At 55.6% G+C, this 14,917-nt stretch carries 13 protein-coding genes and 4 tRNA genes; 11 read left to right on the top strand and 6 right to left on the bottom strand.

Features of this window, described 5'->3' with window-relative positions; genetic code table 11:
* Positions 1-39 precede the first annotated feature (39 nt).
* Positions 40-113: transfer RNA gene (locus tag EKH49_RS06425), tRNA-Arg, on the bottom strand.
* Between the two features lie 129 nt (positions 114-242).
* Between EKH49_RS06425 and EKH49_RS06430 the strand changes: the two genes are divergently transcribed.
* The 3 genes from EKH49_RS06430 to ettA all read left to right on the top strand — a co-directional run bounded on the left by EKH49_RS06430 (position 243) and on the right by ettA (position 3,451).
* Positions 243-1,115, top strand: coding sequence for a CPBP family intramembrane glutamic endopeptidase (locus EKH49_RS06430; RefSeq protein ID WP_128470170.1), 873 nt, complete (start codon positions 243-245; stop codon positions 1,113-1,115).
* A gap of 90 nt (positions 1,116-1,205) precedes the next feature.
* Positions 1,206-1,655 (top strand): single-stranded DNA-binding protein, encoded by a 450-nt coding sequence (locus EKH49_RS06435; protein ID WP_066138692.1) that lies wholly within the window; start codon positions 1,206-1,208, stop codon positions 1,653-1,655.
* A gap of 113 nt (positions 1,656-1,768) precedes the next feature.
* A complete protein-coding gene (gene ettA / locus EKH49_RS06440; RefSeq protein WP_038990800.1) occupies positions 1,769-3,451 on the top strand; it encodes an energy-dependent translational throttle protein EttA in 1,683 nt (560 codons plus the stop codon).
* 68 nt (positions 3,452-3,519) lie between these two features.
* Here the strand turns inward: ettA and EKH49_RS06445 are convergent, their stop codons facing one another.
* Complete coding sequence (locus EKH49_RS06445; protein WP_161567463.1) at positions 3,520-4,026, bottom strand: flavin reductase family protein; 507 nt, start codon at positions 4,024-4,026, stop codon at positions 3,520-3,522.
* Between the two features lie 133 nt (positions 4,027-4,159).
* Between EKH49_RS06445 and soxR the strand changes: the two genes are divergently transcribed.
* A complete protein-coding gene (gene soxR, locus EKH49_RS06450) occupies positions 4,160-4,666 on the top strand; it encodes a redox-sensitive transcriptional activator SoxR (RefSeq protein ID WP_128470224.1) in 507 nt (168 codons plus the stop codon).
* 111 nt (positions 4,667-4,777) lie between these two features.
* Positions 4,778-6,514 (top strand): 2Fe-2S iron-sulfur cluster-binding protein, encoded by a 1,737-nt coding sequence (locus EKH49_RS06455; RefSeq protein ID WP_128470172.1) that lies wholly within the window; start codon positions 4,778-4,780, stop codon positions 6,512-6,514.
* A gap of 31 nt (positions 6,515-6,545) precedes the next feature.
* On the opposite strand, the gene EKH49_RS06460 is transcribed toward EKH49_RS06455, so the two are convergent.
* Positions 6,546-7,439: an acyl-CoA thioesterase gene (locus tag EKH49_RS06460; RefSeq protein WP_038990804.1), complete on the bottom strand. Its 894-nt coding sequence runs from the start codon at positions 7,437-7,439 to the stop codon at positions 6,546-6,548.
* A gap of 189 nt (positions 7,440-7,628) precedes the next feature.
* Between EKH49_RS06460 and EKH49_RS06465 the strand changes: the two genes are divergently transcribed.
* On the top strand, positions 7,629-8,273 hold the full coding sequence (locus EKH49_RS06465; RefSeq protein WP_128470173.1) for a hypothetical protein: 645 nt from the start codon (positions 7,629-7,631) through the stop codon (positions 8,271-8,273).
* Positions 8,274-8,329: 56 nt separating this feature from the next.
* Here EKH49_RS06465 and EKH49_RS06470 read toward each other — a convergent pair whose 3' ends face one another.
* The 3 genes from EKH49_RS06470 to pepN form a co-directional block, all read right to left on the bottom strand.
* The gene (locus tag EKH49_RS06470) at positions 8,330-8,848 is read right to left on the bottom strand and encodes a globin (protein ID WP_128470174.1); all 519 of its coding nucleotides are present in this window, start codon (positions 8,846-8,848) and stop codon (positions 8,330-8,332) included.
* Between the two features lie 12 nt (positions 8,849-8,860).
* The gene (locus EKH49_RS06475) at positions 8,861-9,337 is read right to left on the bottom strand and encodes an OsmC family protein (RefSeq protein WP_038990805.1); all 477 of its coding nucleotides are present in this window, start codon (positions 9,335-9,337) and stop codon (positions 8,861-8,863) included.
* A gap of 93 nt (positions 9,338-9,430) precedes the next feature.
* A complete protein-coding gene (gene pepN, locus EKH49_RS06480; protein WP_128470175.1) occupies positions 9,431-11,971 on the bottom strand; it encodes an aminopeptidase N in 2,541 nt (846 codons plus the stop codon).
* Between the two features lie 288 nt (positions 11,972-12,259).
* Between pepN and EKH49_RS06485 the strand changes: the two genes are divergently transcribed.
* From EKH49_RS06485 to EKH49_RS06505, 5 genes are all read left to right on the top strand, one after another.
* Positions 12,260-12,733 carry a ribose-5-phosphate isomerase gene (locus EKH49_RS06485; RefSeq protein ID WP_038990807.1) on the top strand — a complete coding sequence of 158 codons (474 nt, stop codon included), beginning with the start codon at positions 12,260-12,262 and terminating at the stop codon, positions 12,731-12,733.
* A gap of 2 nt (positions 12,734-12,735) precedes the next feature.
* Complete coding sequence (locus EKH49_RS06490) at positions 12,736-13,704, top strand: Fpg/Nei family DNA glycosylase (protein ID WP_128470176.1); 969 nt, start codon at positions 12,736-12,738, stop codon at positions 13,702-13,704.
* 186 nt (positions 13,705-13,890) lie between these two features.
* Positions 13,891-13,961 (top strand) — tRNA-Gly (locus EKH49_RS06495).
* 662 nt (positions 13,962-14,623) lie between these two features.
* A tRNA-Pro gene (locus EKH49_RS06500) sits at positions 14,624-14,698 on the top strand.
* A 142-nt stretch (positions 14,699-14,840) separates the two neighbouring features.
* Positions 14,841-14,915: transfer RNA gene (locus EKH49_RS06505), tRNA-Pro, on the top strand.
* The last annotated feature ends 2 nt before the right edge of the window (positions 14,916-14,917 follow it).

The following is a 14,917-nucleotide window of genomic DNA, read 5'->3' on the forward strand; positions in this document are numbered from 1 at the left end:
TTCGCTTGTTTTGCCAAGTGAACGGCGGTTTTATTATTGTGCCCCCGGCGCGACTCGAACGCGCGACCTAGAGATTAGAAGGCTCTTGCTCTATCCAGCTGAGCTACGGAGGCATAACCGAAAATAGTTTAGCTCATTGTTCCCCAAAAATACGACTTGAGGCCGTTAGGCTGGTGAGATGTACGCGCATCATCATCTGATCTGGGGTAGTTAAGTTGCCGAAATTGAGAATCGGTGGCATTTTGAGCATCGTTTGCTTCTGTGTCCTCAGCATTGCGCTGGCCTGGGCGGTTGCACTTCCACTTTGGCTAGGAGATGGCATCAACGATGCCCGGTTGCCGGGCATCGCCACGGCCATGATGTTTACCCCGACAGTAGCCGCCCTAATGATCACAATTGCAGAGCGACGGGTGAAGACTTTCCTCGCCGATGTCGGGCTATGGCCTATCAAGCGACCTGGAAAGTTCCTAATTGCTCTGGTGCTGTCTTACGTGATTCCGCTAGCGCTCATTCTCCAGGCACCGCTCGTCGGAACGTGGCTAGGCGTATTCCCCGGGGATCTGGAGAGCTTTACAGTTCTGAATTTCGTTTCCGGCGAGGCCGGACCAGCCAGGTACCTCCTTGGGCAAGCCGGGGTGATAGTTATCGCCAGTCTTTTCAACACACTGTTCGCCTTAGGCGAGGAGATCGGGTGGCGTGGTTGGCTTTGGGTTCGGTTGCAACCGTACGGACAGCTCCCTGCCATCTTGATATCCGGCGCTATCTGGGGCGCTTGGCATGCGCCACTGGTTCTGCTGGGGTACAACTATCCGATGGCGACGGGGCCATGGGGTGTCCTGGCCATGTGCGGCATGTGCATCGTATTTGGTGCTTTCCTTGGTTGGTTGCGAACTTACAGCGATTCCGTGTGGCCAACGGCCTTAGCACACGGCGCATTCAATGCGAGCGCCGGACTCGTCTCGCTGTTCATGGTGATGGGAGTACCACTGGATGCTACAAGGGGGTCCATTTTAGGGTGGTCCGGCTGGATACTCCCAAGTCTTGTCATAGCTGTAATGATTTCGATCGGGGCTTTCAAGCAGCAAAGAACAAAGAACTTATCCCCATTCCGCTGATTTCAATACCATCGTCAGTTTTAGTGGGCCACCATCAGATTCAATGGCAGAAAAAGTTTCTGGCATTCGGATCAAGAAGGAGACAGGTTCATGAGTGACCTTGTGACAATCCGAGGCATTGTTGGAACGGAGCCTCAACTCAGCATTACGCCGAAGGGCGTTTCAATCCTGAAATTCCGCGTAGCTACACATGAGCGTAAACGCGACCTTGAAACCGGGCAGTGGGCTGATGGGCCGACCAATTGGTATGCCGTCTCGGCCTTCCGCACACTGGGGGAGAACTCCATGGAATCGTTGGCTCAAGGCGACCACGTTATGATTTTTGGAAAACTGCAGATCCGGGACTTTGAACGCGCCGATGGAACTCGCGGAATCAGCGCAGACATCGAAGCGTATTCAATTGGTCACGATCTTCGTTTCGGGACCAGTTCATTCAGCCGAGTGCGGGCAGACACCGGCGAAATCGATCGAGTTCAGCATCCATCACGCTCGGCGGACACCGAAGGAAGCTGGCAAAACGATGATGGGGAAGCGGCCTAAGCAAGCACGTTTTGGTGGTGTTCGATGGTTTCGTGTGAATCCGGGCACCACCAACTCAAAATAGTGGTGTGTGGATTCGGAAATGACCACGGTAACCGACTAGCCTTAAAGGTATGGCGGAATTCATTTACACGATGACCAAGGCCCGAAAGGCCGTTGGTGACAAAGTCATCCTTGACAATGTCAGCATGTCGTTCTTCCCCGGTGCCAAAATTGGTGTCGTGGGCCCAAACGGCGCTGGTAAGTCAACGATCCTGAAGATCATGGCGGGACTCGATACCCCGTCGAACGGTGAAGCACGTCTTTCACCCGGCTACTCGGTAGGCATCCTCTTGCAGGAACCGCCGCTGAATGAAGAAAAGACCGTTCTGGGCAACGTCCAGGAAGGCGTCGGCGAAATCTACGAAAAGATCACCCGATTTAACGAGATCTCTGAGGAGATGGCTCAGGAAGGCGCCGATTTCGACGCACTCCTGGAAGAGATGGGCAAGCTGCAGGAAGCGATCGACGCAGCCGACGCTTGGGACATCGACAACCAGCTAGAGCAGGCAATGGACGCCCTACGCTGCCCACCGGGCGACGAGAAAGTCACCCACCTCTCCGGTGGTGAACGTCGACGCGTAGCACTGTGCAAGCTTCTGCTGCAGAAGCCGGATCTGCTGCTGCTCGATGAGCCCACTAACCACTTGGACGCCGAGTCTGTCCTGTGGCTGGAACAGCACCTGGCATCTTACCCAGGTGCGGTATTGGCCGTAACCCACGACCGCTACTTCCTGGACCATGTCGCCGAATGGATCTGTGAAGTTGATCGTGGTCGCCTGCACCCATACGAGGGCAACTACTCCACTTACCTGGAGAAGAAGCGCGAACGCATGGAAGTACAGGGCAAGAAAGACCAGAAGCTCGCTAAGCGCCTGGCAGAAGAACTTGAATGGGTTCGTTCGAATGCCAAGGGCCGGCAGACCAAGTCCAAGGCCCGTTTGGCACGGTACGAAGAAATGGCAGCGGAGGCCGAGCGCACCCGCAAGCTCGACTTCGAGGAAATTCAGATCCCACCGGGCCCGCGTCTTGGCCAGGTTGTCATCGAGGCCGAGAACTTGAAGAAGGGCTTCGGAGATCGTGTGCTGATCGATGGCCTATCGTTCTCCCTGCCACGTAACGGCATCGTTGGTGTTATCGGTCCTAACGGTGTTGGCAAGTCGACTCTGTTCAAGACCATTGTTGGACTTGAAGAGCTTGACGGCGGAACGCTCAAGATCGGCGACACCGTCAAGATTTCCTACGTCGACCAGAACCGCGAGAATATTGACCCTGAGAAGTCGTTGTGGGAAGTAGTCTCGGACGGTCTTGACTACATCAACGTCGGACAGGTTGAGATGCCGTCGCGTGCTTACGTTTCGGCCTTCGGCTTCAAGGGGCCAGACCAGCAGAAGAAGGCAGGTGTGCTCTCCGGCGGTGAGCGCAACCGCCTCAACCTGGCCTTGACCCTTAAGCAGGGCGGCAATCTGTTGCTGCTCGATGAGCCTACTAACGACTTGGATGTCGAAACTCTTTCGTCGTTGGAAAATGCATTGCTCGAGTTCCCAGGCTGCGCTGTCGTGGTCTCGCACGACCGTTGGTTCCTGGACCGAGTCGCGACCCACATCCTGGCCTACGAGGGCACTGAGGAAGATCCGGCGAACTGGTACTGGTTCGAGGGCAACTTTGACTCCTACGAGAGCAACAAGGTTGAACGACTGGGCGCCGATGCGGCCAAGCCGCACCGCGTCACCCATCGCCGCCTGACCCGTGATTAATAAAAGGGCATAAAATTAGCCGCCATGAATGTGGCGGCTAATTTTATGCCCTGTGTTGCCCGCATCTGTTAATTTGATGCGGAAGCAGCACGCAATTCGGAGAGCTTCAGGTACTCTCGATCCTGGTAGACCAAGTGTTGCTGCAGCCGTTGACCGTGGAGGACTTCGTGGACCTCAGCCGCGATCAGTCGGGAACCTCCAATGCTAATGGAAGAGTGAATGCTAGCCCGAAAGGCAACCGGTGCTTCAATAAAGTGCGGTTCACCGGTTGGGAGGATCCGGAAGTTTTGATCACTCGTGAATCGCGGGGCACCGGGCTGGGCAAAGTTGCCAGCCAACTCTTGCTGGTCTTCTCCAAGTAAGTGGATGACGAAGCTTTGTGCGGCAAGTACGGCGCCGGCTGCTCCTGATTCCTTTGCCAGCGAAAACGAAACGGCAACTGGATCGATTGACAGCGAGGCCAGAGAAGAGATCGTTAAGCCGTAATATGCCTGGTCGACGGTTGCTGTTATTAGTGCTACTCCAGCCGGGTGATGACGGAAAGCTGTGCGGAAGTCAATTGATAATTCGCTCACTGAGTAGCTCCTTTGCCTGAAGTTAGAGTGCCAACCCCAGTAACTGATGCAAAAGCCCGAGCCTTTGCCAACAACTTTGAATACCTCTACCCTAAGACCTCAAGTAAACTTGAGGTCAAGGAAGGGGCGAGTGATGCTTCACACAGCGGAACATGGCGATTGTGCAAATGATTATCCCGGGCAAGAACTGCTCAGTATCGGTCAAGTCAGTGACCGCACCGGCGTGGCCAGATCCGCTCTGCACTACTACGAAGAAATTGGCCTGATCGCGGCTACACGAACGGCTGGGAATCAGCGACGCTTTCCCCGCCACCTGTTGCGGCGGATCTCTTTGATCACTGTGGGCAGCAAATTAGGTATTCCACTCAGCGACATCAAGCGTGCCTTGGCGCCAGTGCCGATGGGGAAAATCCCTACAGAAAACGATTGGTTGCGGGCAACTGAAGAGTGGAAGAAAGTTCTCGAAGCGCGGCGACGTGCTATTGAGGAGCTAGAAGATCGGCTCATGGGATGCATCGGATGCGGCTGCCTATCGATGCAGGCCTGCAGCCTGCTGAATCCGGAAGACCAATTAGCGCATGAGGGCGCGGGAGCGCGGCGATTGGATACTCCTGTAGCTGTTGCGAACGAATCGGAATAGCAGCAGGCCAGGCCTAGAAGCTGGCTCGAAACTTCCATAAATGCGCGGTTGACTTCGATGCGGCCCGTTGCGAATTCTCGCAAAGAACCCAGGTCTGGCTAGAATGCCACCATGAGGATTGCTCAAATATTCCGTTTCCCTATTAAGGGATTGCCGGGCGAAAAAATTGACTCGGCGGCCGTGAGTAAAGGAAGCGGTCTGGAAGGCGACCGTCGTGTTGCCTTTGGCAATGGCACCATCATGCATCGCGAAGACCAGTGGGAGAGCTGCCTTAGCTTCACGATCCTCAAGAACAACAAGAGCTTGCAAAAGTGGCGGGTCCATTCGCAGCCTCCACTGATCACCATGACAGCCCCGGTTTCGACCGGTGCTGCGCCTCTCAGGTTTGACGTGAATAACCAAGCTGACATGGATGCCGCTCGTGCGTACCTGTCGAAATACTTGCCACCGCAGGGACCTATTCCGCGAAAATTAGTCTCTGCCCCGCAAGGAATGTTTGATTCCCGCCTGTCCGGCATTTCGATCATTAACCCGAATACGGTTGCGGAACTATCGAGAGTATCAGGTGTGCACATGGATCCGCGCCGGTACCGTGGGAACCTGTTGATTGACGGGTTGCCGGCCTACGCAGAGTACGGGCTGATTGGAAAAGTGCTGCGCATAGGTAATGTCCGTATTGCTATCACCAAGTCGATCGCTCGCTGCTCAGCGACATCTGTAAATCCGGTGTCAACCGAAGTGGATACGAATGGACCACGTTTGCTGGCGACTTATTTCGGCCATATCCACTGTGGCATTTACGGAACTGTCTTGGATTCGGGCGTCTTGGAGACTGGCGCTGAGATTCAAATAGAAGACGATTCATCCGGAGCTGAAGAACTCGTGCCATCCAAGGTTTCGCCACGGTTCATGACCGTATTGCGGAATCAGGACTTGGGTGCCGGAGTGTTCGAACTCCTGCTTGAAGATCCCTTCGGATGGATTGGCGAGCACTATCAAGCGGGGATGCATTTGAGGGTTCACCTGCCGGGCCCTCTGTGGAGAAATTACACCATTACATCCGTGGCTGGCCCGAGGATCGGCATCGATGTGCGTGTCCAGGGCGAAGCCTCAACCAAAATTGCACAGTTGAATGAGGGAGAGCAAGTTCTAGTTTCGGGGCCCTACGGGGTCTTGACCTCGACCAAGGTCTTGGGTGCCTGCACCGCGATTGTCAGCGCAGGTATTGGCATTACCCCTGCCTTGGGGTTGCTCGGCGATGCGTCTGCGGCCAATGACAGCCGCAAGTTGCGGATCATTCATGTTGAACGTGGAAGAGCCAGCGCTCTGTACTCCCGTTTGGAGCAGATGGCTTCTGAGCTGAAATCGTCAATCTGCCTGAACCGAATCGACACTACTGAGGGCAGGCCCGGGCCTGCTGAGATAGCACGGCATCTACAGGGTTGTGACAGCGTAGTGATGTGCGGACCGGAAAAATTCACCAGTATGGTTTTTGAGGCATGCGAACGAGCGGGAATTCCGGCTTCGCAGATTCACCGTGAAATCTTCGCCTCGCCAACAACCGATCTGGACAGGCTATTCGAGGATTATCCATCCGCGGAGGTCACTTGTCGTGACAGCCGAAGGTCATTTACTTGGAGTGCCAAAGACGGCGTATTGCTCGAAGCACTCGAAGATCAAGGCGTTGAACCTGCAAGCCTTTGCCGTTCGGGTTCGTGCGGCGAGTGCGCTGTGAAGCTTCTGAGGGGCAGAGTCTCGTACCCGTTAGAGCCAAGCGCCCGCGTGGAACAAGACCAGATCCTCACCTGCATGGCTGTGCCAGCGGGCGACATTGAATTAGGAGCATGAACTGCACGGGCGCTGCGCTTCAGATAAGTAACTAGTGTCCGTCCGAGAACTCGGGCAGGCGAATCATGCCTTCTTGGGCGACGGTAGCGACCAGCTCGCCGGCTTTGTTGTAGAACTTTCCAGTTCCAAGCCCACGGGCTGAAGACGCCGATGGAGAATGAAGTACGTAGAGCAGCCATTCATCAACACGGAAATCTCGATGCCACCACATCGCGTGGTCGAGGCTGGCGATGCTCAACCCGCGATGAACCCACGGCACACCATGGGCTCTCAGGGCGGGTTCAAGCAACATGTAGTCGCTGGCATACGCCAAAGCTGCGCGGTGAAGCGACAAGTCATCTGGCATTGCCGACGTAGTGCGGAGCCAGACCGCGCTATCGGCGATCTTGCTCGAATTGCCAGGTAGATAAATCGGTTCGGAAACATGACGTACATCGAAGGGCCGTTCGAATGCCCATTCCTTGGCTACCGGGTGGTCAAAGTGGCCCACGAGATCCGCTGTCGTCGGAAGCGACTCCGGCTCTGGGACATCGATGGGCATCGGATCATGATGCTCCAAGCCGATGGCAGGCTCTTGGAACGAGGTGATCATCGACAAGATCGGTTCGCCGTTTTGGTAAGCGTGCACTCTGCGAGCGGAGAATGAGCGGCCATCGCGCAAGCGCTGTACGCCGAAGGTAATGGTCTGGTTCGGGTCTCCCGGGCGCAAGAAGTATCCGTGCAGGGAATGGATGGCACGGGTCGGCTCGATGGTGCGCGTGGCAGCGATGATGGACTGGGCTAGAACCTGTCCTCCGAAAACGCGGGGTCGATTCTGAGCAGGGGTATGACCGATGAAGATATCCTCATCTGTGCGCGCCTGGTCTTCTCCATCCAGGTTCAATAGATCCAGCAGGATCTGTGTGGTGCCTAAGTCTTCGGTCACTGTGCGGGCTCCTCGTCATGCGCTAATGGAACTGAACCAGGGTCAATGTTACTTGAAAGTAACAATTTCTCATGGAAATTCGGTCTCATAGGAAAACTATACGTATCCTCGGTCGATATCACGCCATGAGCAAACTCGCCGCACATCGTCGTGGCTACGTGAGATTATGAATGTATGGCGAGTGATGCAGTGAATTTCGACGACAGCAATTCAGTAAGCGACTTAGCGAACTTTATTAGCCGCGCGAAAACGATTGAGGATGGCGCGGCCCAATTCGTCGCCCGAAAGACGGCTTTAGCAGTCTATGTACCGATTCTTGTCCCTGCTGATCTAGGGCAGGGTGGTTACACCATTCTCGGGATGCGCGTGCATCGCCTGGCCCAGCCTGCGGAAGTCAATGCCAGTTACTCTTTGGCTTCCATTCAAGATCGCCTTGCCCGCATGGGGGAGACGTCCGTTGAATTCTCCCTCCCGCCGGTTGAAGAGAATCCAAAATGGGCCGGGATCTCAGTTCCCGTTTCCGGTTGGGAAGACGCTGGAGCCGTAGCGAACGACACATTGTCGTCCTCAGCTCAAAGCGGCATCGACGCCGTGGCCCAGGCGTTGCCCGAAAACCCTGGATTGCCGGTGCTAGTGCAGGTGCGCCAGCGAGTCTGGTCGACACAGGTTCCGGACGTGGGAATGGAACTGCCGATGGGCGCTGCATTTGCCATGCATGCGCTGGGATTCTTGATTCCTGGCGGACAGTGCCGAGTACTTCGCAACGGCAGCTGGACTCGACTGAGCAACGAACGAGGGCACGTCCTGGTGCGCAAGGCTTCACTGCTCGGCTAAGCCGAATTAGAGAAATGGACCAGAATTCGCCGTTTGGCGGTTCTAGTCCATATTTTCTAGAGCAGGCTCTGGTGTCCGTCCGGAGTGTTCAGCAGCGAGTGGGCTGCGCGCTCAAAATAATCGCGCAAAGTATCTGCTTGCAGCATCGGCAGCTCGAGTTGGTCGATAGCCTTATTCATGTGGCCCAGCCACACGTCACGATAGTGGCTGTTCACTGGGTAGTTGGCATGGCGCATGCGCAGTCGCGGATGACCACGATGCTCGGAGAAAGTCGTTGGACCGCCCCAGTATTGTTCCAGGAACAGCTGGAGTCGAACCTGTGCAGCATGAAGTTCCTTTTCCGGATACATCCGCCGGAAGTCTGCATCTTCGGCAACTGAACTATAGAAATTCTTCGTTAACTGCGCGAATACCTCACGGCCGCCGACTTCTGCATAAAAGGTTCCCGGGAAGTCGGCAACATCAATCGGTACCTCTGCGGCATCCAAGAACTCTTGGCTGGAGCGGCCTAGAACCAACGGATTGCTGAAGGGATCCTTCTTGCGGTCGGAGGCCGTGGGCTGGTTTTCAGTCATTCGTAAGTTTCCTCAGGAGGCGCTAGGGGCAACCGGCTCGTGGAGAACCGGGAAGTTGACAGACCGGGCGATGAAGCAAACCTTGTTTGCTTGGGCGTGGAGCGAATCGGCAAGCTCGCGCTGGGATTCATCGGCAAGATGGACTGTGGGCCGCAGCATGACCTGAGTGAACTCACCGCTGTTATCTCGGTTAAGGCGCAAAGTTCCATAGGCATCATCCGTGTAAGCGGTCACATTCACGCCATGGGTGACTGCTACATGGAGGTACGAGAGCATGTGGCATTGGCTCAGGGCAGCTAGCAAAAGCTGTTCTGGATTCCAGCGATCGCGATCCCCGTGGAAGGTTGGATCCGCGGTGCCTGGCAATTCTGGCAACCCCGATGCACGCAATACATGGTCGCGACCGTAGCTTCGGTAGCTTTCGGTTCCGGTTCCACGATTGCCGGTCCATTCGAGGCCCACCCGGTATTCATGTTGCGAGAGGTCCATGAATCCATTCTCCCACTTTTAACCACAAGGTGGTGGCTACTTCCGCATTGAGCGGAAGAAGCCACCACCTGAACGACCCTAGAATCCTAGAACCTACGCATCGGCCTTGCGTGCGGCTAGCGCGCGGACGACGTCGGCACGCGACTCCACCAGCAATCGGCGCATCGCGGCGTGCTTGGAGCCCAAGGACTCCAGGAATTCATCCGTCTGCTTCAAGGTTTCCTCCGAAACGTTGGAGCTAGGGTAGAAGCCCAGCACGATCTGCTTAGCCATCTCGTGGGAGTAGGATTCCCAGGCATTGACGAGCAACCCGAAGTACTTCTCCGCATAGCCGGCGATCAGCGTGTTGTCGTGCACGTTGTTGAAACCGGTAATAACTGCGCTTTGCTGATCATTGGACAGGGTGGCTGCGGTTGCAGCTGCGAATGCCTCTGCTTTCGATTCAGCAGTGGGTCGGGAAGCCCGCGCTGTGTACCACGACGCCTTGCCCTTGGCAGTATCGTCGTTGGCCAGAACGGCGTCGAGATCGGCATCGCTCATGTAGCCGCCAGCACTCAGCGCAATGGCCAAGGACCAACGCAAATCGGTGTCCACAACGAGGCCTGCCATGCTTGCCGAGCCGTCGAACAGGCTCTTGACCTGGTCCAGCTGCGCGGTGGTGCGCGAGCGGTGGGCAAAGGCCTTTACGAACTGCAGCTGTGCGTCTGAACCGGCTTCAGCCTCGGAGGCCAGTTGCCACAGACGGTCTGCAGCCTGAACCGAAAGCTCTTCGCTGTGTTCGGGTGCGACGTAGAGGTCCAGCGATGTGTTCAGCTGGCGCAGCAGCACCATGATCACGGTGGAATCTACTTCGTGGCCAATGTTGTTCAGCAGCAATTGGACGTAGGTGCTCGCAGGCGCTTCGGCATCGCGCACGGAATCCCAGGCCGCAGACCAGACCAAGGTCCGAGGCAGCGACTCTTCGAAGTCCTTCAGATGCTCGGTGGCAGTAGCCAGGGAAACTTCATCCAAGCGAATCTTGGCATACGTCAGGTCATCGTCGTTGAGCAGGACCAAATCTGGACGTTGCCGGCCAACAAGCGCTGGAACTTCGGTGAGTTCGCCATCGATATCAAGTTCTTCGCGGTGCACTCGCTGCAGCACGCCAGCCTCGTCAAGAGAGTAGAAGCCTACTGCTAGACGATGCTGGCGCAGGGTCGGATACTCCGCCACTGCGGACTGGCGGATGGCGAAGGAAGAGATGACACCGTCGTTATCGATAGCCATCTCCGCCTTGAGCGTGTTCACTCCAGCAGTTTCCAGCCATTGAGAGCCCCAACCGCTCAGATCGCGGCCGCTGGCTGCTTCCAATTCCTTGAGCAGATCTGGCAGCTCGGTGTTTGACCAGGCGTGCTTGGAGAAGTACTCGCGCACGCCTGACATGAATTCTTCCTGGCCCACGAACGCTACCAGCTGTCGCAGAACGCTAGCGCCCTTAGCGTAGGTGATGCCGTCGAAGTTGACCTCGACGTCTTCCAGATCATTGATCGGGGCGACGATTGGGTGGGTGGATGGCAGCTGATCCTGGCGGTAGGCCCAGTTCTTCTCCAAGGTGTTGAAGGTGGTCCAGGCGCTGGTGAACTCGGTGTTCTGCGCTGCGGCCAGCGTGGACATGAACTCGGCGAATGATTCGTTCAGCCACAGATCGTTCCACCACTTCATGGTGACCAGGTCGCCGAACCACATGTGGGCCAGTTCGTGCAGGATGGTGATTGCGCGGCGTTCCACCATGGCGCCGGTGGGCCGGGAGCGGAAGACGTATTCTTCGAGGAAGGTCACCGCTCCCGCGTTCTCCATGGCCCCGGCGTTGAACTCCGGCACGAAAAGCTGGTCGTACTTCTCAAACGGGTACGGAGTGCCGAAGTTCTTCTCATAGAACTCGAAGCCCTGTCGGGTGATGGTCACGATGTTCTCTACGTCCAGGTATTGCATCATTGATGCGCGGGCGAATACGCCGAGCTCAATGGTGCGTCCGCTGGAGGAAACCAGGGAATCGCGGGCCACTTGGTAGGGGCCAGCAATCAGGGCAGTGATGTAGCAGGAGATGCGCTGGGTCGGCGCAAAGTCCCAGGTAGCGGACTCGCCGTTTTCGATTGGCTCTGGAGTCGGCGCGTTGGAGACTACGTTCCAGTATTTTGGTGCGGTAACCGAGAACTGGAAAGTGGCTTTCAAATCGGGCTGTTCGAAGACAGCAAACATGCGCCGGCAGTCCGCAACCTCGAACTGGGTATACAGGTAGACTTCCTGGTCCACTGGGTCAACGAATCGATGCAGGCCCTCGCCGGTGTTCATGTACAGCGCGTCTGCGTCAATCACCAGCAGGTTTTCTGCAGCGAGGTTCGGCAATTGAATGCGGATGCCATCGGAATGCTCGGCAGGATCCAGCTCTACTCCGTTGAGATTGATCGAGCGTACCGAATCGGTGACTGCATCAATGAAGTTCGACGTGCCGGCAGTGGCGGTGAAGCGAACAGTAGTTTTTGAAGAAAAGACGCGCTCACCCTGAGTGAGATCCAGGCTTACCTCGTAGCTGTCAACATTGAGCAGATTCGCGCGTTCGCTGGCCTCCGCGCGAGTGAGGTTCATTCCTGGCATGGGTTCTCCAATTCTTGGTGATGGTTATCCATCAGCGGAAGTTGTGAAATGAATATTGAATATCTGTCCATTGTGTCACCAGCGACCGGGCATTGCGCAAGTCATTGGGCCGAACAATTTACTCAATTTTCCAATAACTCCCATAAATTGCGTGTTTTGGGACGAGCGCAAGACTTATTGGGTTAATACTCCGGGTGTGGGGCTGCGAAGTAGCGAGAGTGAGTGCTGCGCTCGCTATCCTAGATAGGACAGTAAAAGACCCCTCCCAAGTAAATGAGGCAATCGATTATGCGCGTGCATATCGCCACTGACCATGCAGGACTCGAGCTCAGCGACTACCTAGTGAAGCACCTGACGGCCAAGGGCTACGAAATGGTCAACCATGGTCCGAAGTCCTACGACCCAGAGGATGACTACCCGGCATTCTGCATCAACGCTGCCTTAGCGGTCGTCGAAGACCAGCGTGCCGGCGTGGACGCGCTGGGCATCGTTTTGGGTGGATCGGGAAATGGCGAACAGATTGCGGCTAACAAGGTCGAGGGTATCCGTGCTGCACTGGCATGGAACTTGGACACCGCCAAGCTCGCCCGTGAACACAACAATGCAAATGTAATCGCTGTAGGCGGGCGCCAGCACTCGGTGGAAGAAGCAGCAGAACTTATCGAGGCCTTCCTTGCGGAGCCATTCAGCGAAGCTGAACGCCATGTACGCCGCATCAGCAAGATCGCAGCATACGAGACTACCGGCGAGGTCATCGAGTAGTCGTGCCGGAAGGACATTCCCTTCACCGCCTTGCCCGCCAATTCGACGATGTCTTTGGCGGGCAAACGGTTCTCGTCTCGTCCCCACAAGGCCGTTTCAGTTCTGATGCAGAACGAATCGATGGCCATCAGCTAGAGCACGCCTTTGCCAAAGGCAAGCAACTATTCTGCCGTTTTTCCAACGATTTGTATCTTCGCGTGCATTTGGGACTCTATGGCGCCTTCAGTTTCGGCGGCGATCAGCACTTTACTGGTGCCTCGTCGATCGGTGCGCCACGGAAGATTGGCGAAAGCGAAACAGGCACCACTTCCGACGCTGAATCGTACAACGGGCCGCCTGCGCCGGTTGGCGCAGTACGGGCACGAATTGTTTCCGAGCATGGTTGGGCGGATTTGCGTGGGCCAACGGCGTGCGAGGTGTTGGACCATGGCAGGGTTCAAGCGCACCTGAATAAGCTAGGGCCGGATCCATTGATTGGCTCTGCGGTTCGGTTTAGAGCTGCCAAGGGCCAAGCGGACATCGCGGACTCCGAAACATTGCTTGAAGCAGGGCACAAAGAATTTCGTGCCAATCTGTTGAAGACGAAGAGTCCCATCGGCGTCGCGCTAATGAATCAGTCCGTCATCTCCGGCGTTGGGAACATTTACCGTGCCGAAGCATTATTCCGGAATCGAATTTCTCCGGCGCTGCCAGCGAATGAGCTAAGTGCTCAGAAAACCAAGAAACTTTGGTGGGACATCGTCTCCGTCATGGAAGACGGTGTTCGCGATGGCAAGATCATTACTACCTTGCCCGAGGACCGGGACCCTCAGTGCGTGATTTGGCCGGACAACGCGTATTACGTTTACCAACGGCAAGGCATGCAGTGCCGTAAATGCTCGGCCCGGATTTCCCTGGCTGAAGTCGCGGCTCGGAAGTTGTATTGGTGTCCGCGCTGCCAGAAGAAGCCTCGTCAACGAAACTCGACTTAGTCGGTGAGCGTCACGATGAGACGGGCGGAATTTTTTTCGTTCCGACTTATCGGTGTGTTTTGCCGACCAGTCCTTCGTGCTGGTGCTAAGGGAGAGGACCCAAGTGAGAGGTGGAATCCTCGATTTGCAAAGCAAGAGTTTTATGGTCTAGACTGAATCTTGTTCGAAGCACAGGTGCTTCGAAATGGGGATGTAGCTTAATGGTAAAGCCTTAGTCTTCCAAACTAATGACGCGGGTTCGATTCCCGTCATCCCCTCCGTTTGAAAAGGTTCCGCTGTGCGGGACCTTTTCGCATGCCCGGCAGAAAATCACGTTCTTCCAAACTTTTTATTCTGAGGTGCCGGTTGCCTCGAACGGCCTGCCCTTATCCGATCGACGTCTCCAAATGGTCGGCCCTGGGTGTTGCTTAGCTGTTTTCCGGCGAGCTGATCCATCGACTGCTTGAAATACGCTTTCAATCGCTTGAGCATTTTGCCGGATTTCCAGATTGTGAACCGGGAATCACCAAGTTGCCTCGGTGCACGGCATTTGCCCATGGTTACTGCCGGCTTTTTTGAAGGCGCAGCGTACGTGCACAAATCTCTGGACTATCGATTTGGCTATGCTTACGGCTCTGGCAGTGGGTTCCCTTGAGGGATCTCGGCGTCCGTTGACCCGGGAACGAGGATTCTGAAGGTTGAGAATACACTTGTAATTCAACTCACGAATATGCGATTTCTGGAACGAATCCGGCAGGTGAAACGGGGAAAACCGCGCAATTACGCGGATGTCATTGTGCTACTTGCAAAATCCTCGATTTTGCTTTTGGTTCGAACCCGTGTAACTTAGTTTCTTGTGATCAGCACGGGAAACAAAAAATTCCCGAGCCGATTACAAAGCGGTTTGTCCAGATGAAACAAGCTTTCTTCTGAACTTCACCGGGGTGTAGCTCAGCTTGGCTAGAGCGCGCGCTTTGGGAGCGTGAGGTCGCAGGTTCGAATCCTGTCACCCCGACTTTATGACTGGAGGAGTCTGGTCATGGAATTGAGATTTGAGAAATCAAGTCTCGTGAGTAATGGCGATTGAGAAATCTTCACTATTCAAGAAATACGGTTAGTTGGAGGCGGGCATCCTAGGATGCAGCTTCCTGGCTAATCGGGGTGTAGCTCAGCTTGGCTAGAGCGCGCGCTTTGGGAGCGTGAGGTCGCAGGTTCGAATCCTGTCACCCCGACT

The sequence above is a fragment of the Glutamicibacter sp. HZAU genome (assembly GCF_004100365.1).
In the GTDB taxonomy this organism is placed as follows: Bacteria; Actinomycetota; Actinomycetes; order Actinomycetales; family Micrococcaceae; genus Glutamicibacter; species Glutamicibacter nicotianae.

Bases quoted from the DNA above. Each gene is read 5' to 3' on its own strand.
- EKH49_RS06435 (WP_066138692.1), top strand. From the start codon at position 1,206: ATGAGTGACCTTGTGACAATCCGAGGCATTGTTGGAACGGAGCCTCAA.
- ettA (WP_038990800.1), top strand. From the start codon at position 1,769: ATGGCGGAATTCATTTACACGATGACCAAGGCCCGAAAGGCCGTTGGT.
- soxR (WP_128470224.1), top strand. From the start codon at position 4,160: ATGCTTCACACAGCGGAACATGGCGATTGTGCAAATGATTATCCCGGG.
- EKH49_RS06455 (WP_128470172.1), top strand. From the start codon at position 4,778: ATGAGGATTGCTCAAATATTCCGTTTCCCTATTAAGGGATTGCCGGGC.
- EKH49_RS06470 (WP_128470174.1), bottom strand. From the start codon at position 8,848: ATGACTGAAAACCAGCCCACGGCCTCCGACCGCAAGAAGGATCCCTTC.
- EKH49_RS06475 (WP_038990805.1), bottom strand. From the start codon at position 9,337: ATGGACCTCTCGCAACATGAATACCGGGTGGGCCTCGAATGGACCGGC.
- pepN (WP_128470175.1), bottom strand. From the start codon at position 11,971: ATGCCAGGAATGAACCTCACTCGCGCGGAGGCCAGCGAACGCGCGAAT.
- EKH49_RS06485 (WP_038990807.1), top strand. From the start codon at position 12,260: ATGCGCGTGCATATCGCCACTGACCATGCAGGACTCGAGCTCAGCGAC.